Raw genomic sequence first — 16,804 nt, 5'->3', positions numbered from 1 at the left:
CTTTATTATAGTAGTTAGAAATTAGTGATGAGAAGTTAGAAGAGGTTATTATTTTCTGATTAATGCTATACTAATTTCTAGCATCTAACTTCTTATTTCTTTGAGGTATGTTTCCATATCCTTATCTCCGCGGCCACTCAGACAAATGACTACCACATCATTTTCATTAAATTTCTTCTTATCCAAAACAGCAAGGGCATGAGAGCTTTCCAGTGCAGGAATAATTCCTTCCAGTTTGGTCAGTTCAAAAGCACATTTTAAGGCTTCATCATCATTAATGCTAAAGAATTCTGCTCTTTTTTCCTGAAATAAATGCGCATGGAAAGGCCCGATTCCCGGATAATCCAGTCCTGCAGAAATAGAGTGTGGTTCAATAACCTGTCCATCTTCGGTCTGCATCACAAGACTTTTACTTCCATGAAGGACTCCAAGAGTTCCTAAAAATGTAGTCGCTGCAGATTTTCCTGAATCTACTCCCAGACCGCCGGCTTCGGCAGCAATGATTTTCACTTCTTTTTCTTCTACAAAATGATAGAAAGTTCCGGCAGCATTGCTTCCTCCACCTACACAGGCAATCACATAATCAGGATTTTCTCTTCCGATTTTCTCCTTAAGCTGTTCTTTGATCTCCTTTGAAATAATGCTCTGAAATCTTGCCACAAGATCCGGGAAAGGGTGAGGACCTACGACACTTCCAATCACATAATGTGTCGTCACAGGATTGTTGATCCAGTCTCTTAATGCTTCATTTACCGCATCTTTAAGGGTCTTTGAGCCTGAAGTAGCTGCTATAACTTCTGCACCCAGCATTTTCATTCTTGCAACATTCGGGGCTTGTCTCTGGATATCAATTTCACCCATATAGACGATACATTCCAAACCAAGCAAAGCACAGGCTGTAGCAGTGGCAACGCCGTGTTGTCCGGCTCCGGTTTCTGCAATGATCCTTGTTTTTCCGAGGCGTTTTGCCAGTAGAACCTGTCCCAGTGCATTATTGATCTTATGAGCTCCGGTATGGTTGAGGTCTTCCCGTTTTAAGTAAATCTGAGTCTTATATTTATTACTTAGATTTTTAGCAAAATATAATGGTGTAGCACGACCTACATAGTTTTTCAGCAAATCCTGATATTCAGCCTGAAACTCTTCAGACTCTATAATTTCAAGATAATTTTTTTGTAATTCTTCTACATTGGGATAGAGCATTTCGGGGATAAAGGCTCCTCCAAACTCTCCATAATATCCGTTTTCATCGGGGTTTTTATAATTCATTTTTTTATTCTTTAGTAATTAAATAAGCATTGTTTTGTAAGCTTAGCTGATTGAGCAGTTCTTTTCTTTCCTGTGAAGCATTAAAAATCAAAATATCATCATCTTCATCAGAGGCTACCCATTCCGAATCGATACTTTCTTTGATCATTTTAGCTTTGTCATGAAGAATTTCGATCGAACATTTTTCATAAAAAGGCCGAAGATCAGAATGACAAAAGCCAATCGTTTCCAACGCTCTCTGAATGACATTCTCTTTGAAACTGTGGACCAAAGCGGCTCCATATCCCTTCTTTTCATAGGCGGAAACAAGTCCTACAACTTCTGCAAATGAATAATTATGATCTGATATTTTTAAGGTAAAATCAAAATTCAGCCGTATCACCGCCAGTATATTTTCATCGGCATCCAGCAGTAAATGAAATTCCGAATCTTTGAAAAAAGTACGGAAATAGTCTGGTTTCATAGTACTCCAGGCAGAAACGTCCCAAAGTTGCAAGATATGTTCTATGTCACGTTCTAGTAAATCCTTGCTTTCTTTTATCTGATATTTCATGGGTTTAAACTATTAATAAATGTAAGATGGTAATCGTACTGTTGCTTGGTAATCAGTTTTTTATAATATAACAATTCTATTTTATGCATTAAATCTATTAAGGTTGCTTTATCTATTTTTGACTGATACATGGTGATTGCAATCTCCAGGTTGTCAATCAGATAATAAGGATCGGAATCTTCATACAGCAGAAATATTTTAGCATAAATCAGTCCTAAATCATATTTTACCACTGATCTTACATGATTTTCTAAAAATTTATCAGAAATAATGACCAGATAATAACTGTTCCAGAGGCTGATTCTCTCAAAAAAATACTGGATGTCACTTTCTTCAAAATCTTTAATCGTGCTAATGAATTTAGACAATAATCCACCGACTTCCCAATGTTCTATATTGCTGTCATTTTGAGAAACAAAGTGATACAGATTCTGGATTTTTTCATTTCCGAATTTGGGTGGAAATAATGTTTTATAAAATGTCTTCTTTAGCAAATGTATGTTCATCATTGTGTGTTTTTATTTTTTATCTATTTTGCTGGTATAAGGTTTTAAACTTTTTTATCCTGTCAATATTCTTGTTTCCTGGTTCCGTTTCAAATTTTGAATTGATATCCAAAGCAAAAGGCTGTTGTTTCAATGTTTCAATGTCTCCGATATTATCTTCTGAAATTCCACCGCTTAAAAAATAGAGAAGAGGAATCTCAAATTCATTCAATAAAGTCCAGTCAAACTGTTTTCCTGTTCCACCAAATGCTTTACTGTCGGTATCAAACAGGTAATAGGAAATAGGTTGTAGATTGTAGGCTGCAGGTTGCAGGCTGAAAGTTTGTGTTATTTTATTTTTGTTTTCAGAGGGGTCATTTCCTATTCTTATCACTTTTATGATCCCGACTTCCGGATTCAGTTTTTGTCTTAATTCAATAATAAAATCGTTATTTTCATCACCGTGAAGCTGAACAAAATTCAACCCTGCTTTTTGAGCAATTCTTGTAATAGCATCCGTTTCTTCATTCACAAAAACACCTACTTTTCCATGATGGTCAATACTTGCAATTTCTTCCAGGCTTAGATGGTTCAAAACATATCTGAGCGATTTCTCATAGAAAATAAAGCCAAGAAAATCTACCTTCATCGCGATCAGCTCTTGAATCTGGTCCTGTTTTGTAAGGCCGCAGACTTTAAGTTGAGGGGAAAGAGGATTAGTAAGTTGCAGGTTCATTGTAGTTGATCGTTATGAGTTAATTTGTAATGAAAAATCTTCAAATGCTTTGGCTGGATCTGTATTTTTCATGAAATATTCTCCCATCAGAAAACCATCAAATCCTTTTACTTTTAAAAATTTAAAATCTTCAAGGTTGTAAATACCACTTTCTGCAACAGATAATACGTCTTTTGGAAGCAGATTTTTCAGTTGAACAGAATGCTGAAGATCAACTTTGAAATCCTTAAGATTTCTGTTATTGATCCCCACAAGGTCAATTTTTGAATTACAATGCTTCAGTTCTTCTTCCGTATGAATTTCCAGTAAGACTTCCATTTCCAGTTCATGAGCAAGTTCCGTGAATTCCTCTACCTGAGCAGGGGAAAGACAGGAAGCGATCAGTAAAACAACGTCAGCTCCTATACTTTTGGCTTCATAAAACTGGTACTCATCAATCATGAAATCTTTTCGGAGTATCGGAATTTTAATTTCACTTCTTACACTTAAAATATCATCGAAATTCCCCCCGAAAAAATCACTGTCAGTCAGAATAGAAATTCCACTGGCACCAAAATTTTCGTAAGCGGAAACCACTTCTAAGGGCTGAACATTATTATTGATGATTCCTTTTGAAGGAGATTGTCTTTTAAATTCAGCGATAATCCCGCTTTTATTTTTGATAGATTCTTTCAGAGAATAGGTTTTTCTTCCAAAAAAATCAGAGTCTTTTAATTGGTTGACAGAAACGCTTGATTTTGCAGCAGCAATTTCTTCTTTTTTTCGTTCAATAATCTTATCTAGTATAGTCATTTGATACAGAATTTAATAAGATGATAAAAATTATAAACCATTAAGGGATATTAAGATGATAAGATAAATTAAGATCCATCAAAGATGGAGAATAAGGGATTTGGCTGAATAAATAGCTTTAGCTATGATCTTAACTATTCTTCATCCCTTAAAAATTCTTAACGGTTAAAAAATAATAAGACTAATTAATTAAAAGGTTAAAGCTATTCAAGGCTTTTCCACTTTGCAGACTTTCCTGAGCCAAGAAAAGACAGTCGTCATACGTGCCAAATTTATGAGTATTGTAAAGGGCTACTGAAGCATTGGCAAGGATCACAGAATTTTGCTGTTCTGTCCCTTTTCCTTCCAGGATATTCATAAATATTTTTGCGGTTTCCTGGATGGAGCTTCCTGCTTTAATATCTTCCAGCGTTACCGGATTGAAGCCTAAATCTTCTGCAGAATAGATTTCTTCACCGTTTTTTGTAATTATTTTGCTGTCATCGGTAAGACTTATCTCATCATATCCATCCAGACCATGCACCAAAATAAACTCACGTTCCTCTTTTTGAAGAAGATACTGGTAAATTCTTGCAATTTCCAGATTGTAAACTCCAATCATAGAATATTTAGGTTTTGCAGGATTCACTAATGGTCCCAAAAGATTGAAGAATGTTCTTAATCCCAGAGATTTTCTCAATAGCCCAACCGATTGCAGAGCAGGGTGAAAATAAGGAGCATGCAAAAAGCAGATATTAGCTCTTTCAAGATCTTCATTCAGCTGTTCTGAACTGTTTTTGAACTGATATCCCAGTTCTTCCAGTACATTGGATGAGCCTGTAATGGTAGAAGCTCCATAATTTCCATGTTTTGTTACCTTCTGCCCGGCTCCGGCTACCACAAAGCTGGCCAATGTTGATATATTAATGGTGTCTTTTCCGTCACCTCCGGTTCCCACGATATCAATGGCGTCACGGGTATCAATATCTACAGGGACAGCCATCTGTAACAAAGCTTCTCTGAAGCCTTCCACCTCTTTCAGGGTAATATTCCGCATCAGGAAAACACTGATGAAAGCAGTAACCTCTGCGGTATTGAACTTATTCTGTGCAATCTCAATCATAGTTGCTTTGGCTTCTGATTTTGAAAGCGTATTGTGGTTGAACAGGTATTGCAGTATTTCTTTCATTTGGGGAGTTTTTATTGTTGTTGAGGGGATTTCTAATGTTTTCATCCTAAAAGAAAGTTTTTAATGATTACTTCTCCTTCAGGCGTTAAAATGCTTTCAGGGTGAAACTGTACTCCGTGCACATCATAGGTTTTGTGCTGTAAAGCCATGATCATTCCGTCTTTATCTACGGCTGTGATCTCCAGTTCTTCCGGAAAACCTTCCGTATTAACTGCCCAGCTGTGGTATCTTCCGACTTCTAATCCTGAGCTTAAGTTTTTGAAAAGTTTAGTGTCTTCTTTCACGAGCTCAGTAGTGGTAGCTACTCCGTGGAAAATTTCAGACAGGTTGATAAGACTTCCTCCAAAAGCTTCCGCAATAGCCTGCTGTCCCAGACATACACCAAGAATACTTTTTGTAGGGGCATATTCTTTAATCAGCTCCAATAAAATACCTGCTTCTTCAGGAATTCCAGGTCCGGGAGAAAGGATTATTTTATCATACTTTTCAATCTCTTCCAGAGTAATTTTATCATTTCTTACTACATCCACTCTTTGATTCAGAATTCTTTCAATAATCTGGACAAGGTTATACGTGAAGCTGTCATAGTTATCAAAAACGAGAACTTTAAGCTGTGGCTGCTGGGTGTTTATATTGTTGTTCATTTCTTTTTTGTTAGTGTGTTGCTAGTTTATCCGTTGATTGAATTTATTTTTAACCTTCAACTATTTTTTCAGCTTTTTCAACTGCTTTTTTTAGAGCATTCAGCTTGTTGTTGACTTCCTGCAGTTCACTTTCCGGAACCGATTTTGCAACAATACCGGCACCAGCCTGATAGAAGAGTGTATTATTTTTGCTTAAGAATGTTCTGATCATAATAGCCTGGTTGCAGGTTCCATTCAATCCGATCATTCCTATACATCCACCGTAATATCCGCGGGAATCTTTTTCATATTGATTGATCAGTTGCAACGCCTTATGTTTGGGTGCTCCGCTGAGAGTCCCCTGAGGAAAAGTGGCAGAAACCATTTCAAGAGGATTGATGTCATTAGAAATATCTGCAGTTACTTCACTTACCATATGAATAACGTGAGAGAACAGTTGAATTTCTTTAAGTTTAGTAACCGTTACATTTTTTCCAAGCTTTCCAAGGTCATTTCTTGCAAGGTCTACCAGCATGGTGTGTTCTGCATTTTCTTTAGGATCAGCTTTTAAAACTTCAATAGCTTCAAGGTTAGCTTCAAAATTTCCTGTTCTTTTTGAAGTTCCGGCAATGGGATGAATGATTGCCTTGTTGTCTTTAATAATCAGCTGGCTTTCAGGGCTTGATCCGAATAATTTGTAATTTCCGTAATCAAAATAGAAGAGGTAAGGAGAAGGGTTGATATTTCTTAAAGCACGGTATACATTAAATTCATCTCCCTTGAATTTCTGTTCAAATCTTCTGCTCAGAACCAACTGGAAAACATCTCCGCGCATACAGTGCTTTTGGGCTGTTTTTACCAGTTCAATATACTCTTCATCGGTAATATTAGACGTTTCCTCATCTGTTTTTTCAAAAGGATAAACCGGAGTATTCTGGTTCTTAATAAGGTTTTCCAACAGATGAAACTCAGATTTTACCCCATCAATAGAGTTTTCAATAATGTACATTTCGTCATTGAAATGATTGATAGCGATCACATATTGGTATAATCTGTATCTCAGAACAGGAATTTCAACTTCCTTACTTTGTGCTTTAAGGTTGATATTTTCAAAAAACTGTACCGCTTCAAAGCTTGTATATCCAAAAAGACTTTGTGCTGTCTGTTCAATAGAATCATTAGTTTCTTCACATTTGAAAATCTTTCGGAATTCTTCAAATATATCTGTGATATTTCGCTCCATAATAAATTGCTTTACAGGAGGGGAAGCAGGCAGCTTTATTTCGTATTCGTTCAGATTTTTCACTTCAATTCCGGCAATGGCATTCACTGCAATAAAGGAAAAGTTGTTGTCAATAGTTTTTGAATCTGAGCTTTCCAGAAGAATAGTATCCCGGAATTTGTCTCGGATCTTAAGGTAGATATTCATGGGAGTGTGAAGGTCTCCCAGTGTTTTTTTCGAAACAGTTTTTATTGTAATGGTGTTCGTATACATCGTGTTGTTTTTTGTAAGGTTTAAGAATAAAAAAAAGGCTTTAACGGTATCCGTCAAAGCCTATATATTGTTTATTTTATTATTTCTGCTGTGTGATTAGCAACATGACAATACCTCCAGACCCGACGAAGAGTTTGAAAGCCACCACCAAATATTGTTGCTCATTTTAAACATGGGACAAATGTAGAAATTTTTTTAATACAATGAATAAAAAAAATCAGAAAAATAAAAAAACTTAATATAAGAGTCTGTTATTTAAGTTGTTTGAGCTCATGTTTCAATTCTTTGATTTTTTCTTTGTAGGTTTCATCATCATATTCTTTTACATACTCTTCCAATGCGTTTATATATTCTTCAATAAATTCCTTATTCGTTTTGTCTGCCTCATACTTGGTTTTTGCAGAATTGACGGGGGCTAACTTTTCGTATTCTAATAAAATTTTTCCTTCTCTGGACTGATCATAAAGGATGACTATGTTCTTTTCATATCCGGGAATGTATTTTACAGGAATATCCTTATCACCGGGTATTCTGATTGAATTGCTGATGGGATAGATCGCTGCAGAAGTCGTGGAGAAAAAAGTAGTGGTGTATTTCCCGTCCTGTTTCTTTACAATAGCTTCATAATCGTGAATATACATCTCATTGAGAGTAGAATTGGTTTCCACATCAGACGTGATAATAGCGGTACTTTCGACACCATATTTATTCAGGAACCAGGCATTTAAGAACTGTCCTCCGAACCCGTTTAGTATCGCAAGAGGAATGATCGGAATCAAAAACCATGCTTTTTTTGTCAGATAGGAGAGAAGTCCAAAGAATACAAACAGCAGAATCACAGTATAAAAACCATGATGGCTGGTGAAAAACAGGATTTTTGAAATTAAAACCATGGATTAAATATAACTATAATAATCTTTTGTTAAACGCTGGGATCACAAAGATGTTATTAAATTACTGTTAAAACCGTCGCAAAGGCGTTTCACTCAGCAAAAGCGGTTGTCATTAGCTAAACAAAGTGCCGTTGCGAACAAAAAAATAGAGTTTTATCATAATTACTTTGCGGAGATAGCGTTTAAACCAACTATTTTACTGGTTCAGACAAAGGAATATCCGGAGTTCCGCTATAGAAAACAATCAGCGTTGCTCCCTGATCTCCGGTTTTTCCTCTGTGGGCTACATTTACCATTTCCGGAAGAACCTGACCTTTTCTTACCCATTGCGTTTTACCATCTTCTTTTCTTTCTATCTGAATTTCTCCTTTCTCTACATAAGCCGCATTGATTACAGAATGCTTATGCCAGTCCAATGCTTTGTTAGGCGGTACGGCAATTTTAAGAACAGAAATTTCAGGTTGTTTGCTTGGATAGGCAGGGTAAGTCGTTCCGTCCCATGATTTTGTGGTTTTTAGCAGAGTGACCGATTCAATTGTATCAGAATACTCTGATTGTGGTTCGTTTGATGAGTTATCACACGAAAGAAGGAGGGAAGTTAGCACAACAAAAAAAGCTGTACCAAATACATTTTCTTTAGTCATAAACTTTTTATTAATAGATTGATTTTGGTTCGGATAATCCGTTTTACAAAAATAGCAACCCTATTTAAATATCCCTAATGTTTGAAATATTTTTTATTCAAATTCAGATCTTAAAAAATATTTATCAAAGAAAACATTTGTCATAAGTTTAAAGGTTTATTTTTTATATTTTTGCTTCCAAATTAGAAAAAAATGAAAAAAGTATTAGCAATCGCATTTATCGGAGGTTTATTATTAGCAAGCTGCTCAAAAAAAGCAGATCACTCTTTACAGGATAGCAACACAATGCTTGAAGAGCCAGAAACAGCTACTGTTGTAGATTCTACTGCTAAGCCTGCTGCTCCAGCTGCTACAACTCCGGCTGCCCCTGCTACTGAAGCTGCTAAAACAGATTCTACAGCGAAGAAATAATGAAAAAAATACTTTTGGCAGGAACTCTGGGTCTTCTGATCCTTTCCTGTTCTAAAAAAGAAAATACAGCAGAAGTGGCAGCTTCTTCTGAAACAGCTGCTGTTTCAGAACCGGCAAAATCTAATCTTTCAGGTGATCAGATCATGGAAACATTAGACTGCTCAGGATGCCACTCTGTGAATGAGAGAATGATAGGACCTTCTTATAAGGAAATCGCAGGTAAGTACTCTGAAAAGGATACTGAACTGCTGGCTTCCAAAATCATAGAGGGCGGAAGTGGAGTATGGGGAAGCGTGCCTATGGCTGCCCATCCACAGGTGTCTAAAGAAGATGCCAAAAAAATGGTGGAATATATTTTAAGTCAGAAGAAATAAAATATGTCTACTGAAAAATCCAGTCTGCACACAAGAAATCTGCATCGTAATCCCTATGATTTTGATCAGCTCATTTCTTGTGTGCCGGAACTGAAACACTATGTCTTTGTTAATGCTTATCAAACGGTAACCATTAATTTCAGTATTCCAAAAGCAGTTAAACTGCTCAACAAAGCTCTACTATTACATTTTTATAATATTAAAGGCTGGGATATTCCGGACACCAATCTTTGTCCTCCCATTCCGGGACGAGCAGATTATGTGCACTATATTGCCGATCTTTTAGCTGAAAATTTTAATGAAGTCCCAACAGGAAACGTTGTAAAAGGGCTGGATATAGGAACAGGAGCCAATCTTGTGTATCCTTTGATCAGTCACAGGTCGTATGGCTGGACAATGCTGGGAACAGATATTAACCAGGATTCTTTAAAAAATGCTCAACATATTCTGGACCAAAATGAAGATCTTTCCTCTGTCATTCAGTTGAAAAGTCAGCCTGATGCTGATCATATTTTTAAAAATATCATTAATCCTGAAGACAGGTTTACCTTTACTATGTGTAATCCTCCTTTTCATGATTCTGAAGAGTCTGCCATAAAAGGGAATATCAGAAAAACAAAAAATCTCAAGAAATCAAAACCCAGGCAGTCTTTGCTTAATTTTGGCGGTCAGCAGTCGGAATTATGGTGTGAAGGAGGCGAGCTGGCTTTTATTACCAAAATGATTAATGAAAGTGCACTGTTCTCATCACAGGTTCTTTGGTTCACATGTCTGGTTTCCAAAAAGGAAAATCTCAATAAGCTGACTCATCTTTTAAAAAAGGTAAAAGCTATAGAAATCAAAACTATTGATATGGCTCAGGGGCAAAAAATCAGCAGAATGCTGGCCTGGACATTTATTCCCCAGCAGAACCGAAAGGGTTGGAAAACCAAATAATAATTTCTTTTCTTTTGGGAGCTTCATCCCGCTATCCACTCATACTCCTCACGCCTACGCTCAATGCCAGATAATGTTGCGGTGTAAACGTTCCTATCGGGGCTAGATTAGGTTGCCATTAAATCTCCAAATCTGTTTCATACATCAATAGAAGTAGGCTTTAGGCAAGGCTTAATGCAAGTATGATACAGTATAGCCCCATATTTTCAAAAACATCTGTGAAAATCTGTGGTTAAATAAATGGCCAATGCTTATTTCAAAATGATATCCATTTCCAGCTTATAAAACCATCCACTGAACTCAATTTTTCGGAAATAATTTAGATTTATGAAAAAATCAATTGATGGTCAACTCAAAAATGCCTAAATTTGTACGCTTTTAGAAAAATAAGAAATGCAATTATCAGAACAAGAAATCATTAGAAGAGAAAAGCTGAATAAGCTTACTGAAATGGGGATTAATGCGTTCCCTGCGGATGAATATACAATCACAGACACTACAGAATCTATAAAACAGGACTTTTCTGAAAGTAAACAGGTGAAGATCGCTGGTAGATTGATGTCCCGCAGAATTCAGGGAAAGGCTTCTTTTGCAGAATTGCAGGATTCTAAAGGAAAAATTCAGGTTTATTTCAACAGAGATGAGATCTGTCCGGGAGAAGATAAAGAATTATACAATGAAGTATACAAGCACCTTTTGGATATCGGTGATATTATCGGTATCGAAGGAGAACTGTTTACGACTCAGGTAGGAGAGAAGACTGTTTTAGTGAAAAACTTTATCCTTCTTACCAAGGCTTTACGTCCTCTTCCTCAGGCTAAAACGGATGACAATGGTGTTGTACACGATGGGTTTACAGATCCTGAACTAAGATACAGACAGCGTTATGTAGATTTAACAGTAAATCCACAGGTGAAAGAAATTTTCGTGAAGAGAACAAAATTGTTCAATGCCATGAGAACATTCTTCAACGATGCGGGTTACTTTGAAGTGGAAACACCTATTCTACAGTCTATCCCTGGTGGAGCTGCTGCAAAACCGTTTATCACGCACCACAATGCGTTGGATATTCCATTATATTTAAGAATTGCTAACGAATTATATCTGAAGAGATTGATCGTAGGTGGTTTTGACGGAGTGTATGAGTTCTCTAAAAACTTCAGAAATGAAGGGATGGACAGAACACACAACCCAGAGTTTACCGCTATGGAAATCTATGTAGCCTACAAAGATTACAACTGGATGATGGATTTCACTGAGAAGTTATTGGAATTCTGTGCCACTCAGGTTAATGGAAATTCAGAATCTACTTTTGGTGAGCATACCATCAATTGGAAAGCTCCTTATCCAAGAGTTTCCATGACAGAAGCGATTCTGAAATTTACAGGATTCGATATCACAGGAAAAACGGAAAAAGAATTATACGATTTTGCCAAGTCTATCGGTATTGAAGTGAATGAGACGATGGGGAAAGGAAAACTGATTGATGAGATCTTTGGTGAGAAATGTGAAGGAAACTTCATTCAGCCGACGTTCATTACAGATTATCCGATCGAAATGTCTCCATTGACAAAGAAACACAGAAGCAAAGAAGGCTTAACAGAGCGTTTTGAATTAATGGTATGTGGTAAAGAAATTGCCAATGCATATTCAGAGCTTAATGATCCTATTGATCAGAGAGAGCGTTTTGAATCACAGATGGCTTTATCTGAAAGAGGAGATGATGAGGCAATGTTCATCGATCAGGATTTCTTAAGAGCTCTTGAATATGGTATGCCGCCAACTTCAGGGTTAGGAATCGGTATGGACAGATTGATCATGTTCTTAACGAATAATGCATCAATCCAGGAAGTATTATTCTTCCCTCAGATGAGACCTGAAAAAGCGGTTCCTCAAATTGAATTGGGAGAGGATGAACATGCTATTCTTGATATTTTGAAATCAGGTGAGCAGTTTTCTCTAAGTGAGGTGAAAGAAAAATCTAAACTTTCAGGAAAAAAATGGGATAAAGCTTCTAAGACTTTGACAAAGAATAATATTGTGAAAGTGGAGAAGATTGACGAAAATCTTTTGATAAAATTGGCTTAATATTTCTCAGAAAATATAAATATAAAAGGTACAGAGTTATTCTGTACCTTTTTCTTTTTTCCATTTCCGAAGCTGTGCCCTGAAATTTTTAAACGGTGCTGCGGTATTGATATGTATCCATTTCCAGACCGGCCATTGAGCAGGAGTCGTTGCCCATTTTCTCTGCCCAGGAGTAAATAATGTGTCCTCGTCAAGGTTTTCTATCCAGTCAATAATTTCATCAACCTTATTTTTTAACAGTTCTCTTTGCTGTTGCAAGCTATAAAATCCATATTGGTCATAAAAAGACTGATATAATCCTCCCAAATTATTCCATTTATATTCCGGAGTAGGAGTTTTTACTTCAATTCCTTTGCTTTCATCAGCTTCCCATTGCAAAAGCAGGTGGGTCCATCCCAATTGATAGGAAATATTTTGTGATGGAGTTTTGTCAACTCCAGCCCGCAGAAGATCCTTTTCATCTTCTTTTATATCGTTAAATTCCTGATCATACAGTAGATATCTTTTATTCAGCTCTTCAATAAGCTCTGTTTTGTCTTTATAACTCTGCATATTTTACCTATTTTCTCAGCTTACTGAAAGAAGCCATCAGATAAAATAAAAACGGAAGGATAAATAAGGAACCCAGCATCAAAGCCCAACCCAATGCAGCAATCGTTTTCGGAGGTGCCATATGCTCCAGCAGTGAAAGATGCTGTCCGTTTCCTAATAAAATAATATCAGGATTATGCTGATAGGTTGCTGCAACCAGAATCATCACCATCTGAAATCCTGCCAATGCACGTACCGGAAGTAATTTCTGACGGTTCATTGCTCTTAAAATAAGCAATAACGCAATGGTAGCAAAGGCAATAGACATAATCCCCAGAGGCTTTGAAAATACCCACATCAAAAGAGGAATATCTGAAATATAAGCAGTAACAAATACTAAAATTCCTGTAATCACGACAAAGATCATTGTCTGCTTGGATTTTCTGATCATGAGTAAAAGATCAGCCTTATCACGGGTTTCTCTCAATGAAAAGATAGAGGCAAGGTAAGCACAAAGCGCTACCGTAAATAATCCTACGGAAACCCCAAACCAGTTCAGCCAGCTGAAAATATACAAATCCAGAAAACCAACAGCATCAGGATTGATAGAATGTGAAACCGTTGCCGCAGCAATTAATCCTAAAAAGAAAGGCGTTAAAAGACTCGCATAGTAGAAAATATGCGTATATAAAACCTGCCAGTTATCCTTTACAGCATCATAATGTCTGAACGTAAACGCTGTTCCTCTTGCAATAATTCCTAAAAGCATCAGAACCAAAGGAATATGAAGATAGGTCGACATGGTAGTATAAATTTCGGGAAATCCTACAAAGAGAATTACAATCGCAATGATCAGCCACATATGATTGGCTTCCCACACAGGAGCAATAGACTCATACATGATTTCCTGGGTTTTGTTTCTGGCTTTTTTATGGGTGAAAAGCTCTACAATTCCGGCTCCGAAATCCGCGCCTCCCAGAATAATATAAAGACAGATGGATAGCCAGAGAAAACCTATTACAACGTAGATCATGATGGTTTGTTTTTATCGTTAAACAGAGAGTCGGTAGGGTCGTAAAGCTTCGGTACCATTTGGATCTGTCTCTTTAAAAGGAAAACAAGAATCAATGATAATGATACGAAGATTGCAGTGAAGAAGTAGAATGAATACTGTATTCCCGGCATGGGAGTAACGGCATCTACTGTTCTCATGATTCCATAAATGATCCAGGGCTGCCTTCCCACTTCGGTAACTGTCCATCCGGCTTCCAGAGCGATATATCCGAAAGGAGTTGCTATTAAAAAGGTTTTTAGAAGCCAGTTTTTACTCAGCCATTCTTTTCTGAAGAAGAAAGCATATAAATAGATAACTCCGATACCAATCATCACCACTCCGAAGAAGATCATAATCTGAAAAGCATAATGAACAACTGCAATCGGAGGCCATTCATCTCTCGGGAAATCTTTAAGACCCTTTACTTCAGAATTGAAATCATTACTCACCAGGAAGCTTAATACTTTAGGTATCTTAATGGCATATTTTATTTCTTCCTTGTCTTCATCAGGAATTCCACCAATGACAAAGGACGCGCCTTTCTCCGTTTCAAAGTGAGCTTCCATGGCTGCTAACTTAATAGGTTGTCTTTTCGCTACCGATTTTGCAGCAATATCACCGCTTAAAGGTGCTCCAAATGCTCCAATCAAGGCAAAACCTACAGCAATTCTAAAAGCTTTGGTATGAAATTCAATATTTCTTTTTCGCATGATCATAAAGGCATGTACTCCGGCTACGGCAAATCCTGTCGCACAAAAAGCAGCAACAGTCATGTGAAGAGCCTGCGGAAACCATGCGTCATTCAGCATCGCTTTAATAGGATCTATATTAAGATACTGTCCATTGATATAATCAAAACCGGTTGGAGAGTTCATCCATGAATTGGCGGCTACCACCAGAATTCCGGAAGCCAGTCCGCTCAGTCCTACAAGAAATCCACAGAACCAGTGAAACCACTTATTGAATTTATCCCATCCATATAAAAAGAAGCCAATAGCAATCGCTTCAATGAAAAAAGCGGTTCCCTCAAGAGAAAACGGCATTCCGAAAATAGGACCGGCATGTTTCATAAAACCGGGCCATAAAAGCCCCAGTTCAAAAGAAAGCATGGTTCCTGAAACAGCTCCGGTAGCAAAAAGGATAGCTACCCCTTTGCTCCATGCTTTTGTTAATCCTTTATATACTTCATTATTGGTTTTTAGGTATTTCCAATGGGCAAAAGCCATCAGAAAAGGCATCACCATACCCACACAGGAGAATATGATATGAAAGCCCAGAGAAAGTGCCATCTGAGCGCGTGCTGCTATAAAATCATCCATAATATCAACTTTTCAGTAAATAAATTTACGCATAAATTATTGATGTTGAATATGATTTACAACAGTTGATATTTCAGCAATACATTTTAATTTTGAATCTTTTATTGGTTAGCTATTCCTTATGTTTTCCCTAAGAAAAACGCTGCTTTTTTTTACTTTTATACCCCGAAAAAAAATATCATATTTGCAGGAATTTTGATTAAATTATTAACCATGAAATTTTTAAATAAAGGAGTTTTTATTGTTTTTTCTCTATTGTACTCCTATTCTTTTGCTCAGTACAGAAACGGATTGAAGGGAATTTATATGCCTCAGGGAGAACAAGTCAATCTTCCGGCAGAATATAACTTTTTTATCGACGAAGGACGAAGAATTGCGGGTGAGGTATTTTACCAGAATCTTCAACGTTCCAGTGGAAGAGACAGTAGTTTTAATTCTTTGGAACTGATTTTTTTTGAAAACAGAAAATATGATTTCCTGAATACTGGATTTGTGCTGGTTCCCCAGATGAACAGCCAGCTGATGGGAAAGAATATTTCCACGGTTGCAGTCCGAAATAATAATACATGGAAAATGGCTTTTGGAACAGTAGACTTTGCCACCTACAACCCCCGCAATAATGTCACCAATTTCCTGTACATGGTTATTTGTCGGAATATGACGAATGAACAGGTTCTTGCTCATTTTTTTAATATGATGGATATTCCGGCAAACAGTAAGATTTCAAAATATGTCCAGTTGGTCAGAGATATTAATAAGGCAAACAAAATTAATGTTGAAGAAAAGGTTGATGAATTTGCACCAGGACTGTTAACAAGATTATGTAAAGATATCAATTCCCAGACTTCTGGTGACGAATGTACACTGGCTCTTTATAAAGCTTATATTGAGGATAAGGATGAAAATGTAACAAGACAAAATATTGACCGTTTTTTCAGATCATTGAGTAATATGTCTCTTCAGAATATGACCAATGATTATGTTCTTCCAAGAGGAGACCTGAATATGATGGAAAAAGACATAAAACTGGTACTGCCTAATGAATTTTTCTATGTGAAAAAGAAGAATGATCAATCTGATGTTTCTTTTTTTATCGAAAAAATTGAACAGAACTTAACGTATGATTTTGATAAGAAAACTTATGTTCTCCTATTTAAAGTAACACCCCATTTTGACAGCATGTCTTCAGACTTTAAATTTTTAGGAGAATACGATGATATGCTTAAAGGAAAACAACAGACAGCAGATATCGAGGTCAAAAAAAATGAAATAAATTATTTTGAATTTTTTCTTTATCCAGATAGGATGGAAGTACAGGTAAATATGACCAAGAAAGAAAATAGATTTAGCTATGGTTATAAATTGAAAAATATATTTAAAATTAAAAAGAATACCCCATAGATCTATGATATAAGTTAAAAACAAAAATAAGC

At 36.6% G+C, this 16,804-nt stretch carries 18 protein-coding genes; 5 read left to right on the top strand and 13 right to left on the bottom strand.

What is annotated here, in order from left to right:
• Nucleotides 1-84 precede the first annotated feature (84 nt).
• From trpB to DBR39_RS20850, 10 genes are all read right to left on the bottom strand, one after another.
• Entirely contained in the window at nucleotides 85-1,269 is a 1,185-nt protein-coding gene (gene trpB / locus DBR39_RS20895; protein WP_124536343.1) for a tryptophan synthase subunit beta, read from the bottom strand.
• 4 nt (nucleotides 1,270-1,273) lie between these two features.
• Nucleotides 1,274-1,822: a GNAT family N-acetyltransferase gene (locus tag DBR39_RS20890; RefSeq protein WP_124536341.1), complete on the bottom strand. Its 549-nt coding sequence runs from the start codon at nucleotides 1,820-1,822 to the stop codon at nucleotides 1,274-1,276.
• Complete coding sequence (locus tag DBR39_RS20885; RefSeq protein WP_109738125.1) at nucleotides 1,819-2,331, bottom strand: hypothetical protein; 513 nt, start codon at nucleotides 2,329-2,331, stop codon at nucleotides 1,819-1,821. The genes DBR39_RS20890 and DBR39_RS20885 overlap by 4 nt, the downstream gene beginning before the upstream one ends.
• 16 nt (nucleotides 2,332-2,347) lie before the next feature.
• On the bottom strand, nucleotides 2,348-3,043 hold the full coding sequence (locus DBR39_RS20880; RefSeq protein WP_124536339.1) for a phosphoribosylanthranilate isomerase: 696 nt from the start codon (nucleotides 3,041-3,043) through the stop codon (nucleotides 2,348-2,350).
• Between the two features lie 12 nt (nucleotides 3,044-3,055).
• Entirely contained in the window at nucleotides 3,056-3,835 is a 780-nt protein-coding gene (trpC, locus tag DBR39_RS20875; RefSeq protein ID WP_124536337.1) for an indole-3-glycerol phosphate synthase TrpC, read from the bottom strand.
• Nucleotides 3,836-4,016: 181 nt separating this feature from the next.
• Nucleotides 4,017-5,003, bottom strand: a complete 987-nt coding sequence (trpD, locus tag DBR39_RS20870; RefSeq protein ID WP_124536335.1) for an anthranilate phosphoribosyltransferase — start codon at nucleotides 5,001-5,003, stop codon at nucleotides 4,017-4,019.
• 41 nt (nucleotides 5,004-5,044) lie between these two features.
• Nucleotides 5,045-5,647, bottom strand: a complete 603-nt coding sequence (locus DBR39_RS20865) for an anthranilate synthase component II (RefSeq protein ID WP_124536333.1) — start codon at nucleotides 5,645-5,647, stop codon at nucleotides 5,045-5,047.
• Nucleotides 5,648-5,696: 49 nt separating this feature from the next.
• Nucleotides 5,697-7,121 carry an anthranilate synthase component I family protein gene (locus DBR39_RS20860; RefSeq protein ID WP_124536331.1) on the bottom strand — a complete coding sequence of 475 codons (1,425 nt, stop codon included), beginning with the start codon at nucleotides 7,119-7,121 and terminating at the stop codon, nucleotides 5,697-5,699.
• A gap of 251 nt (nucleotides 7,122-7,372) precedes the next feature.
• Nucleotides 7,373-8,014: a hypothetical protein gene (locus tag DBR39_RS20855; RefSeq protein WP_124536329.1), complete on the bottom strand. Its 642-nt coding sequence runs from the start codon at nucleotides 8,012-8,014 to the stop codon at nucleotides 7,373-7,375.
• 191 nt (nucleotides 8,015-8,205) lie between these two features.
• Nucleotides 8,206-8,658, bottom strand: a complete 453-nt coding sequence (locus DBR39_RS20850; RefSeq protein ID WP_124536328.1) for a cupin domain-containing protein — start codon at nucleotides 8,656-8,658, stop codon at nucleotides 8,206-8,208.
• Between the two features lie 192 nt (nucleotides 8,659-8,850).
• On the opposite strand from DBR39_RS20850, the gene DBR39_RS20845 reads away from it, so the two are divergent.
• From DBR39_RS20845 to lysS, 4 genes are all read left to right on the top strand, one after another.
• Entirely contained in the window at nucleotides 8,851-9,069 is a 219-nt protein-coding gene (locus DBR39_RS20845) for a hypothetical protein (RefSeq protein ID WP_124536326.1), read from the top strand.
• Nucleotides 9,069-9,443 (top strand): c-type cytochrome, encoded by a 375-nt coding sequence (locus tag DBR39_RS20840; protein WP_124536324.1) that lies wholly within the window; start codon nucleotides 9,069-9,071, stop codon nucleotides 9,441-9,443. Before DBR39_RS20845 ends, DBR39_RS20840 begins: the two co-directional genes overlap by 1 nt.
• A 3-nt stretch (nucleotides 9,444-9,446) precedes the next feature.
• The gene (gene rlmF / locus DBR39_RS20835) at nucleotides 9,447-10,379 is read left to right on the top strand and encodes a 23S rRNA (adenine(1618)-N(6))-methyltransferase RlmF (RefSeq protein ID WP_124536322.1); all 933 of its coding nucleotides are present in this window, start codon (nucleotides 9,447-9,449) and stop codon (nucleotides 10,377-10,379) included.
• A 393-nt stretch (nucleotides 10,380-10,772) separates the two neighbouring features.
• Nucleotides 10,773-12,467, top strand: coding sequence for a lysine--tRNA ligase (gene lysS, locus DBR39_RS20830; protein WP_124536320.1), 1,695 nt, complete (start codon nucleotides 10,773-10,775; stop codon nucleotides 12,465-12,467).
• Nucleotides 12,468-12,503: 36 nt separating this feature from the next.
• Here lysS and DBR39_RS20825 read toward each other — a convergent pair whose 3' ends face one another.
• The 3 genes from DBR39_RS20825 to DBR39_RS20815 are packed head-to-tail and all read right to left on the bottom strand — an operon-like array spanning nucleotide 12,504 to nucleotide 15,371.
• Nucleotides 12,504-13,019, bottom strand: coding sequence for a ClbS/DfsB family four-helix bundle protein (locus DBR39_RS20825; RefSeq protein ID WP_124536318.1), 516 nt, complete (start codon nucleotides 13,017-13,019; stop codon nucleotides 12,504-12,506).
• A gap of 7 nt (nucleotides 13,020-13,026) precedes the next feature.
• A complete protein-coding gene (locus DBR39_RS20820) occupies nucleotides 13,027-14,031 on the bottom strand; it encodes a cytochrome d ubiquinol oxidase subunit II (RefSeq protein ID WP_124536316.1) in 1,005 nt (334 codons plus the stop codon).
• Nucleotides 14,028-15,371 carry a cytochrome ubiquinol oxidase subunit I gene (locus tag DBR39_RS20815; RefSeq protein ID WP_124536314.1) on the bottom strand — a complete coding sequence of 448 codons (1,344 nt, stop codon included), beginning with the start codon at nucleotides 15,369-15,371 and terminating at the stop codon, nucleotides 14,028-14,030. Before DBR39_RS20815 ends, DBR39_RS20820 begins: the two co-directional genes overlap by 4 nt.
• Before the next feature lie 213 nt (nucleotides 15,372-15,584).
• On the opposite strand from DBR39_RS20815, the gene DBR39_RS20810 reads away from it, so the two are divergent.
• A complete protein-coding gene (locus tag DBR39_RS20810; protein ID WP_124536312.1) occupies nucleotides 15,585-16,772 on the top strand; it encodes a hypothetical protein in 1,188 nt (395 codons plus the stop codon).
• Nucleotides 16,773-16,804 lie beyond the last annotated feature (32 nt).

Origin of the sequence: Chryseobacterium sp. KBW03, assembly GCF_003852415.1 — a bacterium.
Classification (GTDB): Bacteria; Bacteroidota; Bacteroidia; order Flavobacteriales; family Weeksellaceae; genus Chryseobacterium; species Chryseobacterium viscerum.
Note: the sequence above shows the minus strand (reverse complement) of the source record. Positions and strands in the feature narration are given on the sequence as shown.

Coding starts and splice junctions, on each gene's coding strand:
- DBR39_RS20840 (WP_124536324.1), top strand. CDS start 9,069: ATGAAAAAAATACTTTTGGCAGGAACTCTGGGTCTTCTGATCCTTTCC.
- DBR39_RS20825 (WP_124536318.1), bottom strand. CDS start 13,019: ATGCAGAGTTATAAAGACAAAACAGAGCTTATTGAAGAGCTGAATAAA.
- trpB (WP_124536343.1), bottom strand. CDS start 1,269: ATGAATTATAAAAACCCCGATGAAAACGGATATTATGGAGAGTTTGGA.
- trpC (WP_124536337.1), bottom strand. CDS start 3,835: ATGACTATACTAGATAAGATTATTGAACGAAAAAAAGAAGAAATTGCT.
- DBR39_RS20865 (WP_124536333.1), bottom strand. CDS start 5,647: ATGAACAACAATATAAACACCCAGCAGCCACAGCTTAAAGTTCTCGTT.
- DBR39_RS20885 (WP_109738125.1), bottom strand. CDS start 2,331: ATGATGAACATACATTTGCTAAAGAAGACATTTTATAAAACATTATTT.
- rlmF (WP_124536322.1), top strand. CDS start 9,447: ATGTCTACTGAAAAATCCAGTCTGCACACAAGAAATCTGCATCGTAAT.
- DBR39_RS20880 (WP_124536339.1), bottom strand. CDS start 3,043: ATGAACCTGCAACTTACTAATCCTCTTTCCCCTCAACTTAAAGTCTGC.
- DBR39_RS20815 (WP_124536314.1), bottom strand. CDS start 15,371: ATGGATGATTTTATAGCAGCACGCGCTCAGATGGCACTTTCTCTGGGC.
- trpD (WP_124536335.1), bottom strand. CDS start 5,003: ATGAAAGAAATACTGCAATACCTGTTCAACCACAATACGCTTTCAAAA.
- DBR39_RS20820 (WP_124536316.1), bottom strand. CDS start 14,031: ATGATCTACGTTGTAATAGGTTTTCTCTGGCTATCCATCTGTCTTTAT.
- DBR39_RS20850 (WP_124536328.1), bottom strand. CDS start 8,658: ATGACTAAAGAAAATGTATTTGGTACAGCTTTTTTTGTTGTGCTAACT.
- DBR39_RS20810 (WP_124536312.1), top strand. CDS start 15,585: ATGAAATTTTTAAATAAAGGAGTTTTTATTGTTTTTTCTCTATTGTAC.
- DBR39_RS20860 (WP_124536331.1), bottom strand. CDS start 7,121: ATGTATACGAACACCATTACAATAAAAACTGTTTCGAAAAAAACACTG.
- lysS (WP_124536320.1), top strand. CDS start 10,773: ATGCAATTATCAGAACAAGAAATCATTAGAAGAGAAAAGCTGAATAAG.
- DBR39_RS20855 (WP_124536329.1), bottom strand. CDS start 8,014: ATGGTTTTAATTTCAAAAATCCTGTTTTTCACCAGCCATCATGGTTTT.
- DBR39_RS20890 (WP_124536341.1), bottom strand. CDS start 1,822: ATGAAATATCAGATAAAAGAAAGCAAGGATTTACTAGAACGTGACATA.
- DBR39_RS20845 (WP_124536326.1), top strand. CDS start 8,851: ATGAAAAAAGTATTAGCAATCGCATTTATCGGAGGTTTATTATTAGCA.